Origin of the sequence: Vibrio anguillarum (genome assembly GCF_003390515.1) — a bacterium.
Lineage (GTDB): Bacteria > Pseudomonadota > Gammaproteobacteria > Enterobacterales > Vibrionaceae > Vibrio > Vibrio anguillarum.
In genome coordinates, this window is sequence record NZ_CP031479.1 from 495,945 (window position 1) to 520,596 (window position 24,652).

Below are 24,652 nucleotides of genomic sequence, written 5' to 3' on the forward strand. Positions count from 1 at the left end.
TAAAAGTAAGTTACTGCTATTAACAATGCAATTAACACGGCAAAACATTGCGCTCAATCTATCACCTCATAACCTAAACTGCGCAACGTAGCAGCAAAAGCTTGCTTTGTGGTGGGCTCTCCATGAATCAAATGAATTTGCTTAGGCTTAGTCGCAATGCCCTCAATAAAGCGCAACAAATCGGCTTGGTCGGCATGGGCAGAATAACCCGACATACTGTGAACCTGTGCATTCACAAGCACGTCATCGCCATCTATCATCACCGAGTGATCGCCTTGCGCAATTGCTCGGCCCAGAGTGCCTTGAGCTTGGAAGCCCGCAAAGATCACATCGGTTCTTTTATCAGGCAACAGCGCTTTTAAATAGGCCATCACTCGGCCACCTTCACACATGCCAGACGCGGCCACCACAATCGCCGCTTCCCCTGTTGAGGCTAAACGGTTGACCAATGCTTGATGGCTTCGATAATCTTGAACGGTAATACACTGTTCAAACGCAAGCGGATGCCTTTGTGCATCCAAACGCTTTTTCGCCTCTTTTCCCCACAATTTTTTAAACTTTCGGTAAGATTTCGTCACCTGTTGCGCCATGGGTGAATCTAAAATAATCGGAATATTGCCATCGATTTCACCGCTGAAGATCAATTGTTCAATATCAAATAGCAGCTCTTGTGTTCGGCCCACACTGAATGCTGGAATTAAAATGGTGCCACCGTCTTGTAAAGAACGGTTGATGATGTCCTTTAAGCGCTGCGCCCGCAGCTGCACATTGTCGTGGATTTTGTTCGCGTAGGTTGATTCAATCAGCAGATAATCAGCGCGAGGCGGAGAGACTGGGTCTGGCAATAACGGTGTGTTGCTGGGACCTAAATCCCCTGAAAACAGGACAATTTCATTATTTGGCAGTTTCACTTCAATAAACACTGACCCTAAAATATGGCCCGCAGGCGTAAAGCGAAAATAAGTATTGTCTAAATCACGAGAAATACGCTGCCACACGCCATAATTCACCGGCTTTATTTGTTTATTCAGCCTTTCTAATATTCTTGTACGCTGTGCTTGCCCTAAGCCAAATTGAAGCTTTAAACCATCTTCTAACATTAATGGGAGTAATTCTGCGGTAGCGGGTGTGCAATAAATAGGCTGATGAAAACCAGCCGCTAATAACCAAGGTATACGGCCGATGTGATCAATATGCGAGTGAGTTAACAACAACGCCTGCAGATGAGTTAATGGAAAATCAATCGCCATTGGTCGGCTATCACGCCCTTGGAATAAGCCGCAATCAACCAAAATCCCTTTCTTCCCAAGCCTCAGCTCATGACAAGAGCCCGTGACGGTCTCTTTTCCACCGTGGTGGATGATCTGCATGTTCAATCCTTTCATTTTTTATGGAGTCATTGAATCGATAGTGCGCGCTATTTATTCATCACAACATACGGTCTGTTAAAAAATTCGTCGCAGCTGGCAAAGTTTCATTCTAACCGATGTATAGGCCACTAATATTTTTGCCCCAAAACACAAAAGGGTTCATCACAATATGATAAACCCTTTTTTGATACCGTAATCTAATTTGATTAGTACGTCACTAAGCTCTCTTCTGGAATTTCTCCTGAATTGTTCCTCTTCCACACCAAATCACAAATACCATCACTAGGGGTAAAACCTGTCGGTGCTTCAAGCAGCAGCTCACGGATCCGCTCATGATCAAAGTTATGGCAAGCAATATCGAGCTCTTCCAAAAGATGCATGTATTGAGGTAACGGTAAGTTCACTTCTGTCGCAGTCATGATTCGTTCATGAGCCGTTTGTTCGACATTATCGCCAATAAGAAGCTCTTCGAATAACTTTTCACCTGGACGTAGGCCTGAGAATTCAATTGAGATATCACCATAAGGATTTTCTTCATTTTTAACTTCAAGGCCAGATAAGCGGATTAGATTTTCCGCAAGATCAATAATCTTGACTGGTTCACCCATATCCAAGACAAATACATCGCCCCCTTTACCCATTGCTCCAGCTTGAATTACCAACTGGGCCGCCTCTGGAATCGTCATAAAATAGCGAATAATATCAGGGTGAGTTACCGTTAATGGCCCACCTTTCAAGATTTGCTTCTTAAATAACGGGACAACAGAACCTGATGAACCAAGAACATTACCAAAGCGCACCATACAAAAACGAGTGCCATCACTTTTCATTTTCTCTTGTTCAGCTAAGGCTTGAAGGCCTAATTCTGCCATGCGTTTTGTCGTACCCATCACATTAGTCGGTCTGACGGCTTTATCAGTCGAAATCAACACAAATGATTCAACTTTAGCTTCAATCGCCGCTTTTGCAGTGTAGTAAGTACCAAACACATTATTACGTACCCCTTCAACCACATTGTATTCCACCAAGGGTACGTGCTTATAGGCAGCGGCATGATAAATGGTTTGGACTGCAAAACTTTTCATCACCACGGACAAGCGGTTGATGCGTTGAACAGACCCTAACAGTGGGATAATTTCAACATCGAGCCCTTTTTCTTTTGCAAGCAGATGTAGCTCACGATCTATTTGGTACAAGCCAAATTCAGACAATTCGAACAGGATAAGGGCTTTCGGTTTACATGAAAGAATTTGACGACACAATTCAGAACCGATCGAACCACCAGCACCGGTCACCAGCACGACTTTGTTTTTTATATTGGCTTCCATCAGTGACTGCTGTGGTGTGACTGCATCCCTACCGAGCAAATCTTCTATCGCAACATCTTTCAATTCATCAATTGTTGCCTTGCCTTCTACAATGTCTTTCATATCCGGCACCGTGAGCACTTCAGCAGAAAGAGGCACTAGAGCATCTAAAATTTGCTTACGACGCGCACGCGACGCACTCGGCACCGCTAATAGAATTTGATGTACATTGTGTTTATCAACGGCAGCAGAGGCCTCTTTGAGATTCCTTACCGATAACCCCATGATCACGGTATTTTCAAGAGTCGAATCTTCATCAATAAAACCCACGACTTTATGGGTTTCAGATGAACGCAACGCCCAAGCCAGTTGCCTACCAGCAGAACCGGCACCATAGATAAGAACGTTTTTCTTCCCTTTGCCATTAACTTGCGCAACTAGTACACGAACAATGAGCCGCGAACCACCACATAACAAACAAAGAAAGGTGCCATAGATAATAGGCACTGAACGCGGTATTGACGCATCAAAATAAAACGCAAGTATCGCAACCGTTGCCGCCGAGATTGCCGTACCAGCACTCACCACCGCTAGCGCATGAAAAGTCAAATAACGAAGCACAGCACGATATAGCCCAAGTCGCGTATAGACAAAAAGCGTCACCGCTAACGTACCTAGAACTACATAACGGGTAGAGACATCATCAAATGACTGAATATTACCAATACGAGTCCAATACGCAGCATAAAAAGAAGCAATGATAAAAAACGTGTCTATACATACGCTGATAATGCGTTTGTTAAACCTTGAGAGGTTCCAGATAAAATTAAGCCTAGCCATGTTATTTCTCTAATATAAACCAACGCCAGTATTGTACTGGCGTTGGTTTAAAAAGTCTTTGTAGATAAATTGAAAGCAGTGTTACTTCACAGCATCACCACTACCACTGCCCGTTGCTGTCATTAATATGTACTTGAAGTAATCTTTTAGCGTCAAGGTATCAATCATCTGCTTATCTGTTTTTGCCAATAGCTGTGGTGTAGACATATCAATATTTTGCACCTGAGCAAGGCCAGTGATACCGGGTAGAACATCATATACCCCTAGTGCATCACGTTCTTTAATCAGTTCTTCTTGGTTGAACAAATTTGGACGCGGACCCACCAAGCTCATTTCACCTTTCACCACGTTAATCAACTGAGGTAATTCATCGAGCTTGGTTTTACGAAGAAAAGCACCGAGTTTAGTGATTGATGCATTGCTCGCCAAGTGGCTTGCTACGGACTTGGTTTCTACCGACATAGTACGAAACTTAATCAACTTGAATGGCTTTTTATTTCTGCCTACTCGAGTTTGCACAAAAATCGGCGAACCTGTGTCAAAGAGGCCAATAATGGTGACAATCAATAGCACTGGCCACAGAAACAGCAAACCAAAAAAGGCTGCTAGGAAATCTAAAAGACGAATCATATATTACCACTGTTATTTTTTGCCTGAAGAAAGGCTTCTGCCGTTTTTTTAAAGCCTTCCTCTAACGTTTGAGGAGGTGTCCAATCTAATGTTTTTTTCGTATGAGTAATATCCACCTGTAATGAACCAAGCAGTCTATCCACAACATCTTGCTTACCAAATACTTTTCCAGCAAGTTTATAACACCACTTTGGAACTGGCAGCTGCCATGTCGATTTGCCCAGGGACAAAGCCATCTGCCTAACCATCTCAGAGGTAGAAACATCATGATCATCAGAAACTAAAAAAACTTGATTAGCTGCTTTGGGATGCTCAATACAAGTAACGATAAGATCAACCAAATTATCGACAGATACCAAACTACGCTTATTGTTGGTGACACAACCAAACGGTAATGGAATACCTTTTGAAACTAAGTTCATCAGAGAAGCGAAATTGGCTTTTACGCCTGGTCCATAAACTAAGGTTGGCCGGATAACCACAATTTCCATCCCTGTCTCTTTGCCAATTGCAAACAGTGCTTGTTCAGCTTCTGATTTAGAGACACCATAATCATCTTCTGGTGCATGTAGATCAAATGAAGTAAAGGGTTTATCTCGCTTCGTTCCTTCACCATTGACTTTGATGCTGCTGATAAAAATGAAACGTTTGGCTCCGGCTTGCGCAGCTTGACGAGCAAGATTCGCCGTTCCATGAGTATTGACTTCACGATAAACTTCTAATGAATTATTCATCACATGAACTCGAGCAGCACAATGCACAATAATATCAATATTGTTTAAAGCCGGAGTAAAGTCAGCCCTGGAATTAATATTGGTTACTATTTTTGCTTCAGGAAAAAGCGGATTTAAAGAACGTAATAGAGGCACTACGATAACTTTTCTATGTTGAAGCTCTTGCATTAAGCTCATGCCTAGAAAACCCGTGGCACCTGTTAATAATATTGTCACTTTATGCTCCCTACAAATTACGATAGATGAACAAATGAGTATCAACTACATCATTTATGTCAAATGCCTTCTCAGCTAAACGTCTGCCGTTAGCCGCGAATGTTCTTCGTAACGGTTTATCATCTACTAATTTAATGATCGCATCAGCCAGAGAACTTGCAGATCTAGCTGGAACAAGTAATCCTGTTTCATTTTCTATTATCGCATCCCTGCATCCTGGCACATCGGTAGTTACAACAGCCCTTCCACATGCTGCTGCTTCAATCAGGCTTTTTGGTAAACCCTCACGATAAGAAGGTAATACCATGATATTGGATTGAGCAATAGTCACGTTAATATCATCGCTGTAACCCCAGTGCTCCAAAATCCCAGAAGACACCCATTCTTCTATTTGCATTGGCAATAAAGATTTAGGATTCCCAAGATCAACATCTCCAACTAACACCATGCGGACATCAGAGCGTTTTGCTTGAATTATTTTAGCCGCTTCTGCGAACTCTATAACACCTTTATCAATAAGTAACCTAGCCACGAGCATAACGACAGGCTTATCAATCGGTTCTTCTTTTACAATATATGTTTCAAGATTAACACCCGAGCCACGAATAAGCTCGACCTGCCTATCAGAAACAGCACCAATTTTAAGTAAAATATCTCTGTCCGATGTATTCTGAAAAATTACTTTTTGTGAGCCTAATAATGCAGTGCGATAGAGGCAAGAAATGAAAAACCTTAGAACCCGAGCCTTAACACCACTAGCAATAAATATAAAACCTAACCCTGAAATAGAAGAAACTCTTCCTTTAACCCGCAAAAAGCGTGCTAGTAAGTTTCCATATAGGACAGGCTTTATTGTTATACAATGAGTAATATCTGGTTTTATATGTTGCAAAACTATAAATAAAGAAATTAAAGCCTTCAACTCACTAAAAATACCCACTCCACTCCTAGAAAGTGGTATAGGATGTACTCGTAAGCCCAGACCTTCGAGCATTTCTCTTTTATCAGTAGTAGAGCAGGCTATATGAACTTCATAGCCCTGGCTAATAGCTGCAAGCGCAATTGGCAAACGGTGAGATACAAAAAACCAATCAACGTTGACTATAAAAAGTAATTTCTTCATGAGTGATTTTTTTCATACCAAGCTTGAAACATTAATATATTCCAAAGTAAATAGGACCAGTTACGCTCTTCACTTTGGTGTTCTCTCCAAAGTTTAGTTACGACTTCAACATGGAAAAAACCTTGCTTTCTAATTTTATCTTCACAAAGCAGATCTTCTGCCCAGTCTTTCAAGCCTTCACGTAACCATTTTGCCAAGGGAATACCAAAGCCTTTTTTTGGCCTTTCAATTAACTCTCTAGGAACTAATTTAAACAATACCTGCTTCAAAGGCCACTTAGCTTGATTGTCAAAGCCTTTTATTTTCATTGGGATCTTCGCTGCAAATTCGACAATAGTATGATCCAATAAAGGGACTCGAGTTTCTAATGAAACACCCATTGCTGCTCGATCAACCTTACACAAAATGTCATCTGGTAAGTATGAACAATGGTCAATCAGAGTCATTAATGCATCATTAGGTAGAGTAATGTCTGTTAAGCGTTCATTAATATATTTAGGATCTGACCCACCAATAACAATAGATTCAGGCTCTCTTGTATGTGCCATTAAATAATTTAGATAAAAATCTTCGAACGTTTGACACCCTAAAGCATCAGCGCCTTTGTGCATTTTATCACCGACATTATTGCCAATTGGTAACCTATCCAACAATATAGTAGGTATCTTTTTAATAGCTGATGATAAAACTGGCCGCACACAAAGAGGTATAGAGCTGACCTTGCTCCACATATCTAGTGTATTTTTATAACGACTATAACCCGAGAAAAGTTCATCCCCCCCATCACCTGATAAAGCAACAGTTACATGTTTTTTAGCCATTTTAGAAACTAAATAAGTAGGAATTTGGCTAGAGTCTGCAAAAGGTTCAGAATATAAGCTGGCAAGTTCAGGGATCACAGCTAAAGCATCTTCTTCTGTTGCGTAATATTCAGTATGATCAGTACCTAAATGCTTAGCAATCGCTTTCGCATGATCTGCCTCGTTATAGCCTTCTTCATGAAAACCAATAGAAAATGTTTTCACTGATTTAGATGAACGGGATTGCATCAACGCCACTATTGTGGATGAATCAATACCTCCGGATAAAAAGGCACCAAGCGGCACATCTGCCATCATTTGTCTTTCAACCGCATCACCTAGTTTCAAAGCCAATTCATCCACAATATCATCTTTGGAACCATTAAAAGGCGTGTCAGAGCCAGATTGAATGACATCTTTAACAGACCAGTAAACCATTTTTTCTGGTGTATGCGATTCTTTTTTAAACACAAGCATGGTACCAGGCATTAATTTCTCAATACCTGAATAAATAGAATAAGGTGCAGGTATGTAGCCTTGACGAATTAGTAGACTTAAGGCAACTCGATCAATATTAGCAGAAAAGCTAGGATGTTGTTTTAAGGAACTTAGTTCAGATCCAAATAGTAAAATATCATTTTGCCAACCATAATAAAGCGGTTTTTCACCCAAGCGGTCTCGAAGTAAAGTTAAAGACTTTTCTTTAGCATCCCAGATACTCATGGCAAACATACCAATCGTTTTAATAATGGTTGCTTTGATTCCCCAGACGTCAAAGCCTTTTAGCAGCGTTTCTGTATCAGAGTGGCCGCGCCAACAACAATCTACTTCCTGTTCAAGCTGTTTTCTAAGATCTAGATGGTTATAAATTTCACCATTAAAAGCAAGTATATAGCGCGCTGTTGATGAAATCATAGGTTGATGACCAGCAGGTGACAAATCAACAATTGCTAAGCGACGATGAGAAAAACCAATAGTTTCATCCTCTGAATGCCAAACACCAATATCATCAGGTCCACGATGAATAATTTCATTTATCATTGTTGTTAATAATTCAGATGAGTTTTTAACTGAGTATTGGGGAGAATAAAAACCTGAAAATCCACACATAATTAATTATCTTCTATAATTCGTTTGTACAACTCGTGATATTCTTGCCATGCATGCTCAACTGAGAATTGAGTAACGACGAGCTTTCGAGCACGCTCTGAAATTTCTTTCTTTTCTGATGAACTTTTATCAATAAATGCAGATATTTTTTCAGTTAATTTGTTGATATCTGCAGGAGCAATTACCATATCATTATTATCAACAATAATTGCAGCATCACCAACATCAGTAACCAAAGCAGGTACGCCCGATGCCATTGCTTCAGCTACTACATTTGGAAACCCTTCACTTAATGATGGCAGGCATAAAAGATCAAACCCAGGCATCACCTTTGAGATGTCCGATCTTTCAGCTAACAAAATTAAATTTATTTTAATAAGCGGTAAGGCTAGTAAAGCTTGCAATGGTAGTGCAGTTTCAATTTCACGCCCCACTAAAACTAATTTAATCGACCTATTCTTGCCTTCGATTAATAAGCGTTCAAATGCCTGTAATAAATAAGTATGTCCCTTAATTGGTGCGTAACGACCAACCATTCCAATAACAAAGTCATTATCAACAACAGTTATTTCATTACGAAACTTAACTCTAGCCTCATTATCAGGCTTGAACAACTCAATATCAATCCCATTGTGAATGACTAGCATGTTGGCACTATTGTAGCCAGCTACAATATGCGACTCTTTGGCGGCCTCGGCACAGCAGATTATTTTTACAGGTAATATATTTGACAATTTTGCCGAAAGTGTTGCAAGTAGCCCAGTCAAACCTTTGGGTAATTCAGTGCGGCGAATATTCCATACTACTTGGCCTGATACTCCAATTAACCAAGCTGCCAACAAACCAAAAAAATTTGCATGGTACATCCAGCACTGAATAACTGTTGTTGGTGTAGTTAATTGTTTCAGTAACGCTTTAAGTCTAAATAAGCCGACAAAAACACCTATCCCGTTAAAGCCAACGCAATGAACTGTAATGCCGCCATCTCGAAAGCGTTGCATTAGTGGGGTTTTATCATTTTTTAAAGAGATGACTACGTGAGATATATTTTCATTTTTAGAAAATAAAATAAGCTTTTCTAATTGTGACTCGGCCCCACCTTGATAAAGCCCACTAAGGATATGGATAACTTTCACGATTACTTAATTCCATACTTAATGCGGTAATAACAATATTGCCAAATTGTAGGGTGAGTCCAGATAGCAGAGCTTAATTTAGGCACAAAACAATTTTCTTCTTTATTTAATATACGCTCTAGTAATGTAGGTAATACTTTAAGCGCGGCACTCATTTGCAACAAAGGGTACGTCGAAAAAACATCTTCATTTGATGGTGTTAAAAAAGCATGTTCTAAAACATTTCCTGTATCAACGCCTTCATCTACAAAATGAATAGTTGTTCCAAAAAGTTCTGGTTGTTGATTAATTAAAGACCAATAACCTCCATGTACTCCTCTATAGGAAGGTGTAATTCCTGCATGAATATTAATAATCGGACAATTAATTTTTGACAAAAATTCTGAACTTAAAATACGAGTACCACTTAATACAATCACACTAGGTGAAATGTCATTAATACTACTTATTACCTTGTCATCGTTAATATTTGAAACCGTATTAACTGCTTTAATTTCGTGCAAATCACTGACAGTCTCTTTTTCAATTTCTGATAATCTAGATTCAACCTTCTTGCTTTTTGCTTGAATACGAGAAAACACCATAAAAGTCAATTGGCTTAGCACCTTAAATATACCAATCCTTTTAATACGTTTTATTATAAGCTGTTTTTTGTCATCTCGCTTTTCTTCAATAAAAAACACGTCAAAACTTCTCTCAAACAAGACAGAGAGTAACAACCTGGTAGGGCGTGAATTCCGCCCCAACACTAATACTTTATTCACTTTTTTACCTGCCGAGCTACCTGCTCCATTGTTAAAGATTCAAAATCATATTGTTCATTAAGATATTTAAAATGCTTCAGTATCTCTTCTAAAAACGTTAAGTTCTCTAAAATATTGTTGCCAAAATTATGTGGGTGCCACCAAAGATGAAATAGCCCGCTTTTTTTAGCGGTACGGGTCATACTCCATTTAATACGCCACAACCTTAATTTTTCAAAAAAAGATAGGTGCACACTATAAGGACGTAAAAACACACTTGCAGGTATATCAAACAAGCCACTTTTTTTATCTACTTTAACTTTTTGCCTAAGTGAACCACTTAATGGTAGATAAGCATCGATAAGGCGAAATGCTCTTTTAAAAGAACTCCGTCCCTCTCTACTTTCTGCTTTATAAGCCCAATGTCTAGGGTTGCCGCGATAGCAAATAATACCAGATTCCGCACAAGCATTTAAATACTCTTGGTTGAATTGGTTTCTAGGGAAAACTAAACTTTTAAAATTAACATTATAAAGCTCAGCTATACTTCTATTTGCTTTAAGATCCGCCTCAAATTGTTCTACTGTTTGACCTTGTTCCAAACAGTAATAATGACAAAAAGTATGAGAGGCAAGCTCTTGTTTTGGGGTTTGAATAATTTGATTAATTAAATCAGGTGCAAATAACAACTCATCTGTAAGTTCAAACATTTTACCTAAAAAAGGGTAAGGACTAAGGTTAATATCTTTGTATGTCGGAAATTTGCTCGGCATTATTTTCTTAAACGAATTTTCATCAGGTACAGATAACGCACCTACAGTTGCCCAAGTACATGCAATATTATATTTTTCAAACAAAGCTAATAATAAAGGAACGACTTTATGAACGTTGATAAGCTGTTGGTGGTATTCTATTCCGCGAGTGTCTCTAACCCCCCAAAGGAGCTCGAAGTCCAAAGAAATTATTAGTGCTTTATTTTTTATCATGATATTACTCCGTGCAACCACAACTATTAGGCCTAAAAACACTTATTACCATATTTATGTTCTTCTAGGAATTCTAATATTCAAACATGATTTAACAAACAAAAACGCAACTAGTGCAATTAACAATGAGATATACGCATGAATCCAACCTTGCATGAAGAGCATTAAAGTCATAACCCATGTGACAATATATATATACTCTCCACCAATTTTAGAGGACAAATAAACAACGAACCATATTAGAGAAACACTATATATAAAATATTGAATTACTAAATACGGTTCTGAAATCACCCAACCAAACCAACCAGTATGAGTATTATATGTAGAACTATTAATGTAATAATTCGAATCAAATATACTCGCAATAAAGCTATTGAGCATTTGATAATCAAACCCAAACAATTTGATAATAAGCATTTGTGGTAACCCAACTAGATAAAATGACACAAACTCGCCTTTATCTGCTGCTGAGTATATTACATTGCTGTATTCAAACATTAAATATGTATTTGATAGCACTTGAAATCTAGCAATAATATAATTCAATGTTTCTCCTAGCGAAGTTAAATACTCTTTATTCCCAAGAGAAAAAATCAAATCGAATTCAGCATTAGTATCCGAAGAAATACCACCAAAATAGGCCCTTACTGCCCACTTAAGTGCCACAAGGTAAGGTGATATTAAAATTACTAACGCACCGAGAGAGGATACTGTAAAAATGAGTTTCCGCGAAAAACCATATTTTTTGTAGAAGACGAAAAACTCTATTATTAATACCGTCAACAGACCGCCAAGCCAGCCTCTCTGTAAATTAGAAATCAGATATACAATCAGGTTGTACTTAAAAAATGTATTATTACGAGCAAAACCATACAATATTAAAAAAAACATATCTGGCGCAAACATGATAAAAATATACTTTATAGGGGAGCTCGTTGTCAGATTACTTCCCGCTGAGTTCACTCCCTCTATCAAATTAAACACTATAAACATGACTTGTAGAATCAATACAAACATGCTCATCTTGTTTTCAGTAGAGAGTCTAGGTGTAGACATTCCCATCCTATTTTGAAAGTAAGGGAATAACCATAAATTAAAAAAAACAAATGGAATAATAACTGAAAGGTATGCTAACAGAAGAAAGTAATCACTTTTTAAAGGAAGAACAAAATCACCAAAGGTTTCTTTATTTAAAAACACATAAAATAATCCATACGTGTTAAAAAAAATATATAATAACAACATATAAACTTGAACTTTATTTATTGATATTTTCATTATTTTATAATTCTTGCTGGAATACCCACTACAGTACAATTAGAAGGAATATCTTTTAACACTACGCTATTAGCACCAACAACTACATTATCACCTATAGTAAGTGGACCTAAAACTTTCACTCCCGTTGAGAGAATTACATTATCACCCACTGTTGGTTGATTTCCGAAAGAGGAATACTCTAAATTTTTATTTCCTAATGTTACACCATTAAATACGGTGCAGTTCTTTCCCATTCTCACATCAGCACCTATTACAATGTCATGCCCATGCAAAAAGACCAAACCACCTTTTATTTTCGCTTTACAAGATATATCACTTGCATAGAGTATTCGAATAGTATACTCAAGCGCCTTTGCTAATAACCCTCCAATTATTGGAATATGTAACAATGCAGAAGCAATCCTAAACAACATTCCCATATGGATAGTATGGTTTAATAAAGTCCATTTTATTTTTTTTAAAATGCCTCCATTCTTGGTATAAGCATTCAAATCTTCATTGATTATTTTTAACATAACTACCTATTTTGCTGTTCTAAACATTTTTCGAATTTTCCAATTTTTAATAACTAACAGTATAGATTTCACACTGAAAGACTTTAGCCACCCTCTCATATGCGATGTAAATTCCCTTCTATTTTTCAAATCGGCAAGAAACAAGAATAAATACAAAGAGTTGATGTGTGTTTTTTCTTCGGGGTATTTATGTAAAAAATACTCTAAAGTTTCCGTCACCAACTTCGTCATAAAATCTTTAGAGCTGGTTGATTGACCAATTCCTACACGATACACACCATATAGCTGCTCACTAATATAGTAAGCTTTTTTATCTTGTATTTGCTCAACATTCATATAAAAATCGGAAACGACAAAACTTGGCATATCGAATTTTTTAAGGCTATTCCTATACATTTTAGAACTATGCATTGCTACTGCCATATATTCGAGTATATCTTTTTTGTAAAATCCTTTTTCTATTCTTTGATAATTTATAGCATCATCCTTAGTGCTTCCATCAGGGTACAATAATTTAACCCGATGAAAAGCGATGTTACAATCAGGAGTTTTATCCATAAAATCTGCTTGGGCTTGAAGTTTTCCAGGAAGTGCTAAATCATCCCCATCCATATTACAAACGTATTTTCCATTTGCAGCAGCATGCACTAATAAATAATTTTTCTCACCACCAATATTTTCATCATGTAAAAGTAGTCTTATAACATCTGGATATTTATTTGCATATTCTTGTACTACAGACCTAGTATTGTCTGTTGAACAGTCTTCTCCTACTATTACTTCGAAATCAAAATCACACTCTTGAGATAGAATACTATCAAGACATTCTGCGATAAAATCCTCTTGATTATAAGTCATTACACATACTGAAACTTTGGGATTACTTACCATTAATAAGCCTTATGAAAACTTTTTCTTTTAAACTTGTAGAACACATAAAAGTAGTTATAACTGAAACAACACCGATGAAAATAAGTTTTAAAAATTCGATTAGCTCATATTCAAAGTTAATATCTAAGTAATAAGTTAACGCATAAGCAACAGCATACCCTCCGATAAACATTTTAATATTTACCAACAGCCATGAAAGGTGCTTACCCGGTAAAAACTTTTTGTGAATAACACCTAGCCATAACACCACTATTAATAGGTTCACAGCAAACCATACGATCCCTGTATATATTGGACCAAAATGTGAAGCGGTGTAAATCTGGGCCGGAATCAACAAGGCAGCGTAAATAAAATTACCTTTAACATGAAGTTTCAAATTCCCTTTAGCATATTGAAGGTAATATGCAAAAGCCCCCATAGAAACCATTACATTACCTAAAACATACCATTTCATAATCTCACTTGCATTTTTAGCAACTAAAGGATCATTAGTCCAGAAAAACAATATATTATCACCATACAAAACAAGCATTGAAGATATTGGTACAACAACCATAAGCACTATTTCTATAGATAGAAAATAAAGCTTATTTAGCTCTTTAGTTTTCTCTTGTTCATTATAAATAGTCATACGTGGCATTATTGCTGCACCTATCGCATTGCCTAATACAAAAAGACCATTTGCAATAACTATTGCAAGAGAAAAATACCCATATTCATCAAGCGATATATATTTTGACAAAATTAATTTATCTATTTGAGTCACTAACACCCAAATAACACTACCAAAGGCAATAGCTAAAGAAAATTTATATATTCTCTTTAGCACACTAAAAGAGTAAAATACAGATTCGTTATTCTTTTCAAAGTTACCATAAGTAAAAGCGATTATAATAATAGCTTCAAATAAACATACAACTAATTGATAAAGAAAAAATATTTCAATTGAAGCATCAAAAACCTCGAAGGGAATAAGCACAAAAACAAACCTAAAAGTACCTGCGATTATTCCAAAGCCATTAAGCCATACTTGTTTTTCTAGGCCACTTATAACACCATTATACAGGCTACTGACCCACCTCACACCGACCATTATTGCCATGATAGATACAGACAAGCTTACAACATTTAAATCTAGTTCTTTTACTTTCAACCAAGATGTAGCGATATAATTACTAGAAATCATCATTGTAGCAGCAGCTAAAGCTCCTGTTATAACAAATACAACCTCTAAGGTACGTAGTATTATTCTAAGTTCAAGAGAGCTTATACTTCCAGCCCTATACTTTGCGCTTTCTCTTGCTAGGGTAGGTTTCATTCCGATATCAAGTAATTGCATCCATGATTGAAGCATTATATAAAAACCAATAAGGCCAAATGCTTCACTGCCAAGATAAGAAAGATACAAAGGCATCATAATAATGCCAATAAGAGCTTTGTACCCCTGACCTAAGTAATTCGCGATTACGTTTTTCTTTAAACTAATTTGTGCTTTCAATTGGTAGTTCCGTAGCTATACATCAGTGCAGGATCACACTTCGCTTACTTTTTGATCAAACCGTATTCGAGCTTAAAATCTAAGTCGAATTTTCCGAAAACATCCGAGAAAATACAAATTTTCGCGTTTGACAAATGAACAATTTGTTTGCAGGTTGGACGATTAAGTTAGCATGCTCTAACCCTGAGCTATAAACAAGTAATGATTACTCACAATCTTTCGAAGTAGCATAACCAAAACCAGTTTTACCAAAATCATTACCATTATAAAGCATAAAATAATTATCTTTACCTTTAACAACTGTTGCATAAGCAGTCATTCCTGCATCCCAACCGTCACTTTCACCTACGAGTTTAAACTTGTCGGTTTTTCTTTCCCAAGTTTTACCATCTAATGACTCAGCATAATCAAGTTCGTAGTGTTGGCCATCTGTTTCTCTATATCCTTCAGGACCTCTTGAGGAAAACCACATTTTATAAATGCCTTTATCTTTTATTACCCAAGGTCTTGCAAACGACTCACCTTCATAAGTCGAATCAATACAAATATCAGTATTTGTTTCCCACTTTATACCGTCGTTAGATGTGGCATATTTGATGACAAATGTTGGTTCTTTTCTACCATCGTATTCTTTCCATGAGGTAAACGTTATATACCAAAGCTTAAATATTCCTTCATCATAAATAACACATGGTGCAGAAACTGCTATTGGATCATGAATTGACCGTTCTAAAATAGGGCCTTCATACATTTTTTCAACTCTGCCATCTTCTCTAACAATTGCCAAACCAATACTTAGACTATAAGAAACGGTTACTTTTTTATTCCAACCACAATAATAAATATACTTTTCTTTGCCTACATTCACTATTGATGTCATAGTTATACCTGTATCATCAAAAGTACCACTTTGCCCGGGTAAAAATAATGGCTCCTCATATACTTTTAATACATTAGAAGGATTATTTGCTTCTACATCCACACAAAAAGGCAAGCTAACTACATCTTGGGTTCTTGCTGAGAAATATACTCTCCAAACATCGTCACTTACCATATCGATGAAAGGGTCTTGCGCATATCCAGTACCATATTTATCAAAGCTAAATATTAAGCCTTTTTTTTCCCACATAACAATTCCTTAAATTTATTTATAAAAGTGCTCTGCACCAGTATTTAATCTTTTGTAATAGTATTCATCGAAACCAGCCTCGGCCATTAATCGACACACTTCAGCTATATTATATTCCACTCTGTGCAACTCAAATTCACTGCCGTCAAATGTTGCAAATGATGACATATAATTTTTGTCTCTTGGCTGACCTACAGAGCCGGGGTTACAATACACTTTACCTGCGAATTTTTTTATTACTTGCTTATGTGTGTGTCCAGAAGCAAAATATTTATTTGGGTATTTATCAAAATAATCATCGTTTGGTGACAAGTACTCCTCTAGGGGGTCATTCCAACCACCATGAACAACAGCAAGTTCTCCAATTCTTCTATAGATAGGTAACGTTGTTAACCAGTCTAAATTATCTTGCGTTATTATCTTTTTTTGATATACCAAACAATCATTGGCACTTTGGGATCTTGGGCAACCAGTATTAGAGATCATATACCAGTCATGATTACCTAAAATAGACTTTACGTTTCTTCTTCTAAGTTCATCACAACACTCATTTACCTGGGTGTAATAGCCTACAATATCTCCTAAACAGTAAATATCACTAATACCAAGGGAGTCTATTTTTTTTAGAACTTCTTTTAATGCTTCATAGTTACCATGTATATCTGTAATAAGTGCTATCATTAAAATATATACTCATCGACATACCTTACTGCTGTACGGTTTATAATTGGAGTTTTATCTATTGCGCATGGAAGAATTCCATTTAAAAAATAATCTACAGCCATTTTACTTTCATTATATCCAAGTGACGCTCTGATTGAAGTTGAAGACGAAATTCTTGGATTAATTTCCAGTAACTTCATAGTTCCTTCGAATAGTCTAAATTGGAAATTTGTAGGTCCCACTGGTTTAACTACATTCGCAATATTTCTAAGGATTCCCTCAAAATCATAATCAACCACTTTTGCAACATTAGTAAAACCATCTGTTGACAACTTCCGTTTAAAACTAATAAAATCGATTAGAGTGTGATTTCTATCGAAGAAACCTGCAACCGTATATTCATCATCATCGGTTCCAATAATCGGTTGCATCACTAGTTCTTTTGAAAAGCTATCTTTATTCTTCTGATAATCATTTTCATTTTGTATCTTCACTATACCTTTAGAGCCAAAGCCGCGTTTAGGTTTTACTATATAAGGATAGCCATAGATGTTTGTACTCAAATCGTCTGTTGTTGGTATCAAATACTCAGGAATATCATCAATAAGTGATTTATAAAAGTTCCATTTATCTTTGCATAAATCAATTAACTCACTTCTATTTAATAAAAGCGTTGCACCTGCATTTTCAATTTCTTTACGATGATCATTCCATAAATACATATCAGCTTCAATACTTGGAATTAGTATGTCAACTGAATGTTTTTTAATTATAGAGCATAGCCACTCAATATAATTCTCTGCGTTTGTCGGTACGGCTAATTCAAATACATCACAAAAAGCTGGAGCGATAGACTCATCAAAAATAGTTGTACCAATAAGATTATATTGATCTTTACACTTTTGCAGTGAGCGCAAAATTCCATATCCAACGATTCCTGATGCTCCTGACACTAAAACCGTCTTCTTCATTTTGATTCCTTTTTGTAACTATATACATGCTTAACTTTTTCCAACACTTTATTTTTTGTTGGTAATAACTCTGTTTCTAGCACTTTCGCAAAAGGTGTCGGTATATCATCATACGAAACAATACCAATCGGTGCATCTAAAGAACAAAAAGCTTGCTCAGCTATAATCGATGATATTTCACTCGCTGCGCTACAAGTTTTATTTGCCGTATCAACAATAACAACACGTCCTGTCTTTTGGACAGAATTCAATATTGTCTGTTTATCTAATGGTACAAGTGTTCTTACATCAATAACTTCTGCTGAAATATTTTCTTTTTTAAGCTCTTCCATTACAGCAAGGGCTGTTGGTACAGTTCCAGAGATAGCAACTATCGTGATATCATTTCCTTCCTGCATCAGGTTAGCCTCACCTAACTTTACTTCCAGCCCTAAGTCAACGTCTTGCTCATTATAAAAAACAGATCTGTCTGTAAAACAAATTACAGGGTTATCTTCAGCAATAGCGGTGCGAAGAAGACTATAAGCATCTTGTGGCGTTGCTGGGGAAATAACTTTTAGTCCTGGCGTATTCATGAACAATGGATGAGGTCGATCTGAATGCTGTGAACTATTACTTGCATTATACATACTGCTACACATAATTGTCAGAGGCAGTTTAAATTGCCCATCATACATATAGGTTGTTTTTGACGCTAAACTCACGATTTGATCCATCGCAACATACAAAAAACTTGAAACGGTTAAATCAAGAATGGTTCTCACACCACACATCGCAGCGCCAATAGCAGTCCCTACGATAGCAGCTTCTGAAAGAGGTACATTAATAATTCTATCTTTGCCAAAAACATCAGCTAACTCTTTGGTATAGCCATATAAGTTATCTTGAATATCCTGTCCAAACATGACGACATCTTCATGCTTTTCCATTTCAGCAAATATTGCCTCTCTTACTGCATCACCATAAGTTAAATTCATATTAGTATCCACCTGAAAAAACGTTTGTGTATGCTTCTTTTTTATTGGGTAGTGGACTCTCTTCTGCAAACTTAATGGCGTTAAGAGTATCCTCTTTTTCTTTTTCCATTATCGTATGAATTTCTTTTTCTGTGATTATATTTTCAGAAACAAGCTTTTCTATAAAACACTTAATTGGATCTTTATTTAAAATATCAAGATTAAGCTGTTCATTGTTCCGGTAATTCGCATTCGCTATCTTTTTATAACCTAATCCTTCTTGATGTTCACGAAACCTAATCGTTTTTGCTTCAATTAGAACAGGGCCATTTCCTTGCTTTATATATTCAACAGCTGAACTAACACATTCATATACTTCTTCAACATTTTGGCCATTAACTTTATAGCCAGGCATTCCATATATACTTGCTCTGGTATAGAAATCCTCAATTAATGTAGTTTGTTTCAGGGGTGTAGTAATAGCAAGTCCGTTGTTCTTCAATAAAAAAATTATTGGTAATTTCCAAACAGAGGCTAAGTTTAAAGACTCATGAAAAGTCCCTTCATGGGCAGCACCATCACCAAAAAATACACAAGTAACTTTCCCATCTTTCTTGTATTTTGAAGCAAATCCTGAACCACATGCAAGTGGCATCCCTGAACCTACAATACCGGAAGCCCCTAAACTACCAATTTCTTTATCACTAACATGCATCGAACCACCTTTCCCGCCGTTCGTGCCCGTACTTTTACCATAGATTTCAGCCATCATGGTATTTAGATTGGCTCCCTTAGCAATCATATAGCCATGGGAACGGTGAGTTCCAATAATATAATCACTAAGAGAAAGAGCTGAGCAGACTCCAACATCAGTAGCTTCTTGTCCAACCGTCGTATGAACAGGCCCCATAATAAGATTTTTTTCTTTCTTTTCTATAACTGCTTCTTCAAAAGTTCTAACACGAATCATTGTTCTTAATAGTTCAATTCTTTTATTACTTTCCATGAAGTACACCACTAAATTAATTCATATTGTTTTAAATATTGTTTGATCGTATCGACATCATTAAACATCAAAACATCTATTATAGATAAATATGGCACAAATTCTTCTTTAAACTGCTCATAAGGTTGTAACTGTGTTTTTATGAAACTTAATTTTATATTGTTCATTTCAAATGCATCTTTTGAGTACAACTCTTGCCCACCAATCGAATTTATATAGTGTGCAGCATTTAATTTTTCGCAAATATTAATCACTTTATCTTGTGATTTAAGATCGCATTTTTTTTCTATCTCACTAGAATAGTGGAAAACGACTTCGATTTGTAAATAATCAGATATTCTTTGAATTGATGAACCTACATATTTTGCTAGATTTTTTTCAGGAGAGCTTAGTATATCTTCTACAAGTGGCATTACATTTTTAAAAAATGGCGCTTTTGAATAGGCTTGCTCTATAGTTTTTAGTAATTTTTTATTATTCGAACCCACTTCAACTTCATTGATTTTTTTGAAAGAGCTTGCCCCTTGCAACTGCAGAGTAAAAGATTTTGCCGAGCCATTAACTAGGATTTTATTCCTGTTTATATACCCTTGTTTTATAAAATTAACATCGTCATATATTACAAATTCATCAACTTCGTTAATCAATTGAAAATAACCCAAATAAGGAAAAAGATAAGGTTGCATTATTCCCAATTTCATTTTAACCACCTTTTTATCACATCAATTACTCTATATACATCTTCTGATGACATATAAAAATGAAGTGGAAGACACATGATACCTTTTGTAAGCTCTGCACTTCGCTCGCAGCCAAAACTAAACTGATTAGCAAAAACTTGCTCTAACGACGGCGTGAAGTATCTTCGACTTTGAATATTACTTTCGGATAGCAATTGAGTTAACTCTTGAACATTCTCTTCAGTTTGCACATCTATAGCCATATATGCCCCATTTTTACTTGAGGATTCACTCCAAGCTTGAATTTTAACTAGCCCTTTTAAACCAACACGATATATTTCATATAAATTAACACGATGCTTAATTATCTCATCCACAATATCTAAATTGGTTAAACCAACAGCACACTGATACTCATTTAATTTGGCATTAATACCAGCTTCACTAATATTACTGCTCTTATCCATACCAAAGTTGATAAGTCGCTTTGCTCGTTCAAAGTCTGCTTTATGTTTAAAAACAATGGCTCCACCTTCAACTGTATGAAATAATTTAGTTGCATGGAAACTCAGTGTACTTGCGTCTCCAAAATTAAGTACGGATTCGCTACCTACATTGATACCAAAAGCATGAGCTGCGTCATATATGATTTTAACGTTGTTTTTTTGTGACAACCTTTCGAAATGATTAACATTGCAGGGATTACCATATACATGCGTAGCAACAACCGTGTCTATTTCTGAATTGTCATCTAATGCTTGCTGTACTTTTTCAGGAGATAGGTTGTAGCTTTCTCTATCGATATCACAGAAGAAGGTTTCAATATCCTCCCATATTAAAGAGCTTGCCGTTGCAACAAAGCTAAAAGGAGTAGTAACTGCCTTCTTAACATTCAATGTTTTATATGCCACCTGTAAAGCTAATGTTCCATTGGATACAAGCAGCAGGTTTTCTACCCCTAAATAATTTTCTAACCTCTGCGTTAACTGCTGGTGCAAAGGTCCAAAATTTGTATACCAACCACTTTCATTCACTTGCAATAAATATTTAGTTAGCCTTTCCAAATCTGGTTTAATAGGCTGATTTAAATTAATCATTACTATTTCTCATGCAATTCTTCCAGCAAACTGATTAAGTACTTCCCATAACTATTTTTCATCATAGGTTTGGCAATTTTTTTTAATTCACTTCCCGATAACCAGCCATTATTAAATGCAATTTCTTCTAAACAGGCAATCTTATAACCCTGTCTACGCTCAATTGTTTCTACAAACATTGCTGAATCCAGTAATGTTTCATGAGTACCAGTATCCAGCCAAGCAAATCCGCGACCGAGTAACTCTACGCTAAGTGATTCTTTTTCTAAATAGACTTGGTTAATGCTAGTTATCTCTAACTCACCACGCTCAGAAGGCAGAATATTTTTTGCAATGTTAATTACAGCATTATCATAAAAATAAAGTCCTGTAACAGCAAAGTTCGATTTTGGTTGTTTTGGCTTTTCTTCCAGAGAAAGCACCTTCATATTGTCATCGAATTCAACAACACCGAATCGCTCAGGATCCTGAACTTGATAACCGAAAATCGTAGCACCCGTTATTTTTTCTGCGGCACTTTTCAGCATAGGTGAAAAACCCTGTCCCCAGAAGAGGTTATCACCAAGTACCAAACAAACTGAGTCATCACCAATAAACTCTTCACCGATAATAAAGGCTTGCGCTAAGCCATCAGGACTAGATTGAACTTCGTAGCTTAAATTAATACCAAAGTCACTACCATCACCTAATAATCGAATAAAGCTAGCCTGATCATCTGGTGTTGTAATGATTAAAATATCTTGAATTCCAGCTAGCATAAGTACGGAGAGTGGATAATAAATCATCGGTTTATCATAAACAGGTAATAGTTGCTTTGAAACGCCTTTGGTTATTGGATATAGACGTGTACCTGATCCGCCAGCTAATACAATACCTTTCATGTCGCTTAAACTCCTAAACGTTCGCGTTGATAAGAGCCATCGAGCACTCGTTTACACCAATCAATATTACTCAAATACCACTCAACGGTTTTTCTCAGCCCTGTTTCAAATGTCTCTTGAGGTATCCAGCCAAGTTCGCGCTCAATTTTATTCGCATCTATAGCATAGCGCATATCATGCCCCGGTCTATCTTTAACAAAAGTAATTTGATCTTGGTAATTTGTATCTTGTGGTACTAACTCATTTAGCAATCTACAAATGCTTTCAACCACGTCAATATTTTGCTTCTCATTGTGACCACCAATATTGTAAGTTTCCCCAACAATACCTTCAGTGACCACTTTATATAAAGCGCATGCATGATCTTCGACATAAAGCCAATCACGAATTTGATTTCCTTTACCATAAATAGGTAAAGGCTTACCTTCAAGTGCATTTAAAATAACAAGAGGAATTAATTTTTCCGGAAAATGGTAAGGGCCATAATTATTAGAACAATTGGTGACAATTGTAGGTAAACCATAAGTACGTAACCAAGCTCTAACCAGATGGTCACTCGATGCTTTCGATGCTGAATAGGGACTACTTGGTTTGTAAGACGTCATTTCAGTAAAAAGCTCTGTAGTCCCTTCTAAATCACCATAAACCTCATCGGTAGAGATGTGGTGGAATCGGAAACGTTCCTTTTTATTTTGATCAAGTTCATTCCAATACTGGCGAGTCGCCTCAAGTAATGTATATGTACCGACAATATTGGTTTCGATAAATGCCGCTGGACCATCAATTGAACGATCAACATGACTTTCTGCCGCTAAGTGCATCACAGCATCAGGTTGATATTTCTTAAATACCCTATCCAATGCAGCACGATCGCAGATATCAATTTTCTCAAAGTGATAACGCTCACTTTGCGCAACAGTAAGCAGTGATTCAAGATTACCAGCGTAAGTAAGTTTATCAACGTTGACAACAGAGTCATCAGTATTGTTAATAACATGACGTATTACAGCTGAGCCAATAAAGCCAGCGCCGCCTGTAATTAGTATGTTCATTCTTTATACCCTAAAAATCTTATGTACCAAGGCATCGCTTTATCAATACCTTCAAATATTCGATATTCGGGCAAGTAGCCTAAAGCATCTTTTGCTTTGCGTATATCCGCCTGAGAATGACGCACATCGCCTACACGAAATTCTCGGTATACAGGCGATGCATTTACTTTTAATCCATTACTACTCAATGATTTATCAATGGCGGCAATCAGATCATTTAAAGTCGTTCTATCACCAACCGCAACGTTATAAACTTGATCTTTGACTTCTTCTGACGCCGTCGCAGCCAAAATATTCATTTGTACGGTGTTCTCAATAAAACAAAAATCCCGGCTGGTTTCACCATCACCATTGATAAATACATCTTCACCTGTGATCATTGCCGAGGTCCACTTAGGGATCACTGCAGCGTAGGCTCCATTTGGATCTTGGCGCGGCCCAAAGACATTAAAATAACGTAAACCAATAGTTTTAAACCCATAGGTGCGAGCATATACACCAGCGTAAAGTTCGTTAACGTATTTAGTAACAGCATATGGTGATAGTGGATTGCCAATGTTAGCTTCAATTTTTGGTAATGCTGGGTGGTCACCGTAAGTTGAACTACTTGCAGCATACGTAAAGCTTAATACACCCGCTTCTTTTGCAGCTTGAAGCATATTGATAAAGCCAGTAACATTTGCGGCATTTGTTGTCAGGGGGTCTGTAATCGAACGAGGAACTGAGCCTAATGCTGCTTGATGTAATACATAATCCACATCAGTCATCGCTTGCTCACAATCAGAATAATTCCGTATATCACCTTCTATAAATCTAAAATTATTCCATTGTGTTTCAGTAACTAAACTTTGTACTTCATCTAAATTATGTTGATGGCCGGTAGTAAAGTTATCAAGCCCCACTACTTTTTGATTTAGTTTTAGTAGCGTTTCTAAAAGATTTGAACCGATAAAACCTGCAACGCCAGTTACTAGCCATGTTTTAGGAGACTCAAATAACTGTGTTTTAATTTGTTCGTATTTTGACATCTTCAA

General features: G+C 36.7%; 23 protein-coding genes. All 23 read right to left on the bottom strand.

Annotation, left to right across the window (positions count from 1 at the left end; all coding sequences use genetic code 11):
* Positions 1 to 53 precede the first annotated feature (53 nt).
* Entirely contained in the window at positions 54 to 1,370 is a 1,317-nt protein-coding gene (locus DD616_RS06385; protein ID WP_208872076.1) for an MBL fold metallo-hydrolase RNA specificity domain-containing protein, read from the bottom strand.
* A gap of 206 nt (positions 1,371 to 1,576) precedes the next feature.
* Positions 1,577 to 3,517, bottom strand: a complete 1,941-nt coding sequence (locus tag DD616_RS06390) for a polysaccharide biosynthesis protein (RefSeq protein ID WP_208872077.1) — start codon at positions 3,515 to 3,517, stop codon at positions 1,577 to 1,579.
* Between the two features lie 81 nt (positions 3,518 to 3,598).
* On the bottom strand, positions 3,599 to 4,147 hold the full coding sequence (locus tag DD616_RS06395) for a sugar transferase (protein ID WP_088732931.1): 549 nt from the start codon (positions 4,145 to 4,147) through the stop codon (positions 3,599 to 3,601).
* Complete coding sequence (locus DD616_RS06400) at positions 4,144 to 5,097, bottom strand: UDP-glucose 4-epimerase family protein (RefSeq protein ID WP_088732932.1); 954 nt, start codon at positions 5,095 to 5,097, stop codon at positions 4,144 to 4,146. Before DD616_RS06400 ends, DD616_RS06395 begins: the two co-directional genes overlap by 4 nt.
* 10 nt (positions 5,098 to 5,107) lie before the next feature.
* Positions 5,108 to 6,220: a glycosyltransferase family 4 protein gene (locus DD616_RS06405; protein ID WP_088732933.1), complete on the bottom strand. Its 1,113-nt coding sequence runs from the start codon at positions 6,218 to 6,220 to the stop codon at positions 5,108 to 5,110.
* On the bottom strand, positions 6,217 to 8,130 hold the full coding sequence (asnB, locus tag DD616_RS06410) for an asparagine synthase (glutamine-hydrolyzing) (protein ID WP_088732934.1): 1,914 nt from the start codon (positions 8,128 to 8,130) through the stop codon (positions 6,217 to 6,219). Before asnB ends, DD616_RS06405 begins: the two co-directional genes overlap by 4 nt.
* Before the next feature lie 2 nt (positions 8,131 to 8,132).
* The gene (locus DD616_RS06415) at positions 8,133 to 9,266 is read right to left on the bottom strand and encodes a glycosyltransferase (RefSeq protein ID WP_208872078.1); all 1,134 of its coding nucleotides are present in this window, start codon (positions 9,264 to 9,266) and stop codon (positions 8,133 to 8,135) included.
* A 2-nt stretch (positions 9,267 to 9,268) separates the two neighbouring features.
* On the bottom strand, positions 9,269 to 10,030 hold the full coding sequence (locus DD616_RS06420; protein WP_208872079.1) for a formyl transferase: 762 nt from the start codon (positions 10,028 to 10,030) through the stop codon (positions 9,269 to 9,271).
* On the bottom strand, positions 10,027 to 10,995 hold the full coding sequence (locus tag DD616_RS06425) for a polysaccharide deacetylase family protein (RefSeq protein ID WP_208872080.1): 969 nt from the start codon (positions 10,993 to 10,995) through the stop codon (positions 10,027 to 10,029). Before DD616_RS06425 ends, DD616_RS06420 begins: the two co-directional genes overlap by 4 nt.
* 54 nt (positions 10,996 to 11,049) lie before the next feature.
* Positions 11,050 to 12,276, bottom strand: a complete 1,227-nt coding sequence (wzy, locus tag DD616_RS06430) for an oligosaccharide repeat unit polymerase (RefSeq protein WP_208872081.1) — start codon at positions 12,274 to 12,276, stop codon at positions 11,050 to 11,052.
* Positions 12,276 to 12,794, bottom strand: a complete 519-nt coding sequence (locus DD616_RS06435) for a serine O-acetyltransferase (RefSeq protein WP_208872082.1) — start codon at positions 12,792 to 12,794, stop codon at positions 12,276 to 12,278. The genes wzy and DD616_RS06435 overlap by 1 nt, the downstream gene beginning before the upstream one ends.
* Positions 12,795 to 12,800: 6 nt before the next feature.
* Positions 12,801 to 13,685, bottom strand: coding sequence for a glycosyltransferase family 2 protein (locus DD616_RS06440; RefSeq protein ID WP_208872083.1), 885 nt, complete (start codon positions 13,683 to 13,685; stop codon positions 12,801 to 12,803).
* Positions 13,675 to 15,183 carry a lipopolysaccharide biosynthesis protein gene (locus DD616_RS06445; RefSeq protein WP_208872084.1) on the bottom strand — a complete coding sequence of 503 codons (1,509 nt, stop codon included), beginning with the start codon at positions 15,181 to 15,183 and terminating at the stop codon, positions 13,675 to 13,677. Before DD616_RS06445 ends, DD616_RS06440 begins: the two co-directional genes overlap by 11 nt.
* 205 nt (positions 15,184 to 15,388) lie before the next feature.
* The gene (locus tag DD616_RS06450) at positions 15,389 to 16,312 is read right to left on the bottom strand and encodes a glycoside hydrolase family protein (protein WP_208872085.1); all 924 of its coding nucleotides are present in this window, start codon (positions 16,310 to 16,312) and stop codon (positions 15,389 to 15,391) included.
* A 15-nt stretch (positions 16,313 to 16,327) separates the two neighbouring features.
* A complete protein-coding gene (locus DD616_RS06455; RefSeq protein ID WP_208872086.1) occupies positions 16,328 to 16,993 on the bottom strand; it encodes a metallophosphoesterase family protein in 666 nt (221 codons plus the stop codon).
* Positions 16,993 to 17,946 (bottom strand): ATP-grasp domain-containing protein, encoded by a 954-nt coding sequence (locus DD616_RS06460; protein WP_088732946.1) that lies wholly within the window; start codon positions 17,944 to 17,946, stop codon positions 16,993 to 16,995. The genes DD616_RS06455 and DD616_RS06460 overlap by 1 nt, the downstream gene beginning before the upstream one ends.
* On the bottom strand, positions 17,943 to 18,923 hold the full coding sequence (locus DD616_RS06465; protein WP_088732947.1) for an alpha-ketoacid dehydrogenase subunit beta: 981 nt from the start codon (positions 18,921 to 18,923) through the stop codon (positions 17,943 to 17,945). Before DD616_RS06465 ends, DD616_RS06460 begins: the two co-directional genes overlap by 4 nt.
* 1 nt (position 18,924) lies before the next feature.
* Positions 18,925 to 19,908, bottom strand: a complete 984-nt coding sequence (locus DD616_RS06470) for a thiamine pyrophosphate-dependent dehydrogenase E1 component subunit alpha (protein ID WP_157724321.1) — start codon at positions 19,906 to 19,908, stop codon at positions 18,925 to 18,927.
* A gap of 11 nt (positions 19,909 to 19,919) precedes the next feature.
* Complete coding sequence (locus DD616_RS06475) at positions 19,920 to 20,609, bottom strand: WbqC family protein (RefSeq protein ID WP_088732949.1); 690 nt, start codon at positions 20,607 to 20,609, stop codon at positions 19,920 to 19,922.
* Complete coding sequence (locus tag DD616_RS06480; protein WP_088732950.1) at positions 20,606 to 21,685, bottom strand: DegT/DnrJ/EryC1/StrS family aminotransferase; 1,080 nt, start codon at positions 21,683 to 21,685, stop codon at positions 20,606 to 20,608. Before DD616_RS06480 ends, DD616_RS06475 begins: the two co-directional genes overlap by 4 nt.
* A 2-nt stretch (positions 21,686 to 21,687) precedes the next feature.
* Positions 21,688 to 22,566 carry a glucose-1-phosphate thymidylyltransferase RfbA gene (gene rfbA, locus DD616_RS06485; RefSeq protein ID WP_088732951.1) on the bottom strand — a complete coding sequence of 293 codons (879 nt, stop codon included), beginning with the start codon at positions 22,564 to 22,566 and terminating at the stop codon, positions 21,688 to 21,690.
* Positions 22,567 to 22,571: 5 nt separating this feature from the next.
* Positions 22,572 to 23,618, bottom strand: coding sequence for a dTDP-glucose 4,6-dehydratase (rfbB, locus tag DD616_RS06490; protein WP_088732952.1), 1,047 nt, complete (start codon positions 23,616 to 23,618; stop codon positions 22,572 to 22,574).
* Complete coding sequence (locus DD616_RS06495) at positions 23,615 to 24,646, bottom strand: SDR family oxidoreductase (RefSeq protein WP_088732953.1); 1,032 nt, start codon at positions 24,644 to 24,646, stop codon at positions 23,615 to 23,617. Before DD616_RS06495 ends, rfbB begins: the two co-directional genes overlap by 4 nt.
* Between the last annotated feature and the right edge of the window lie 6 nt (positions 24,647 to 24,652).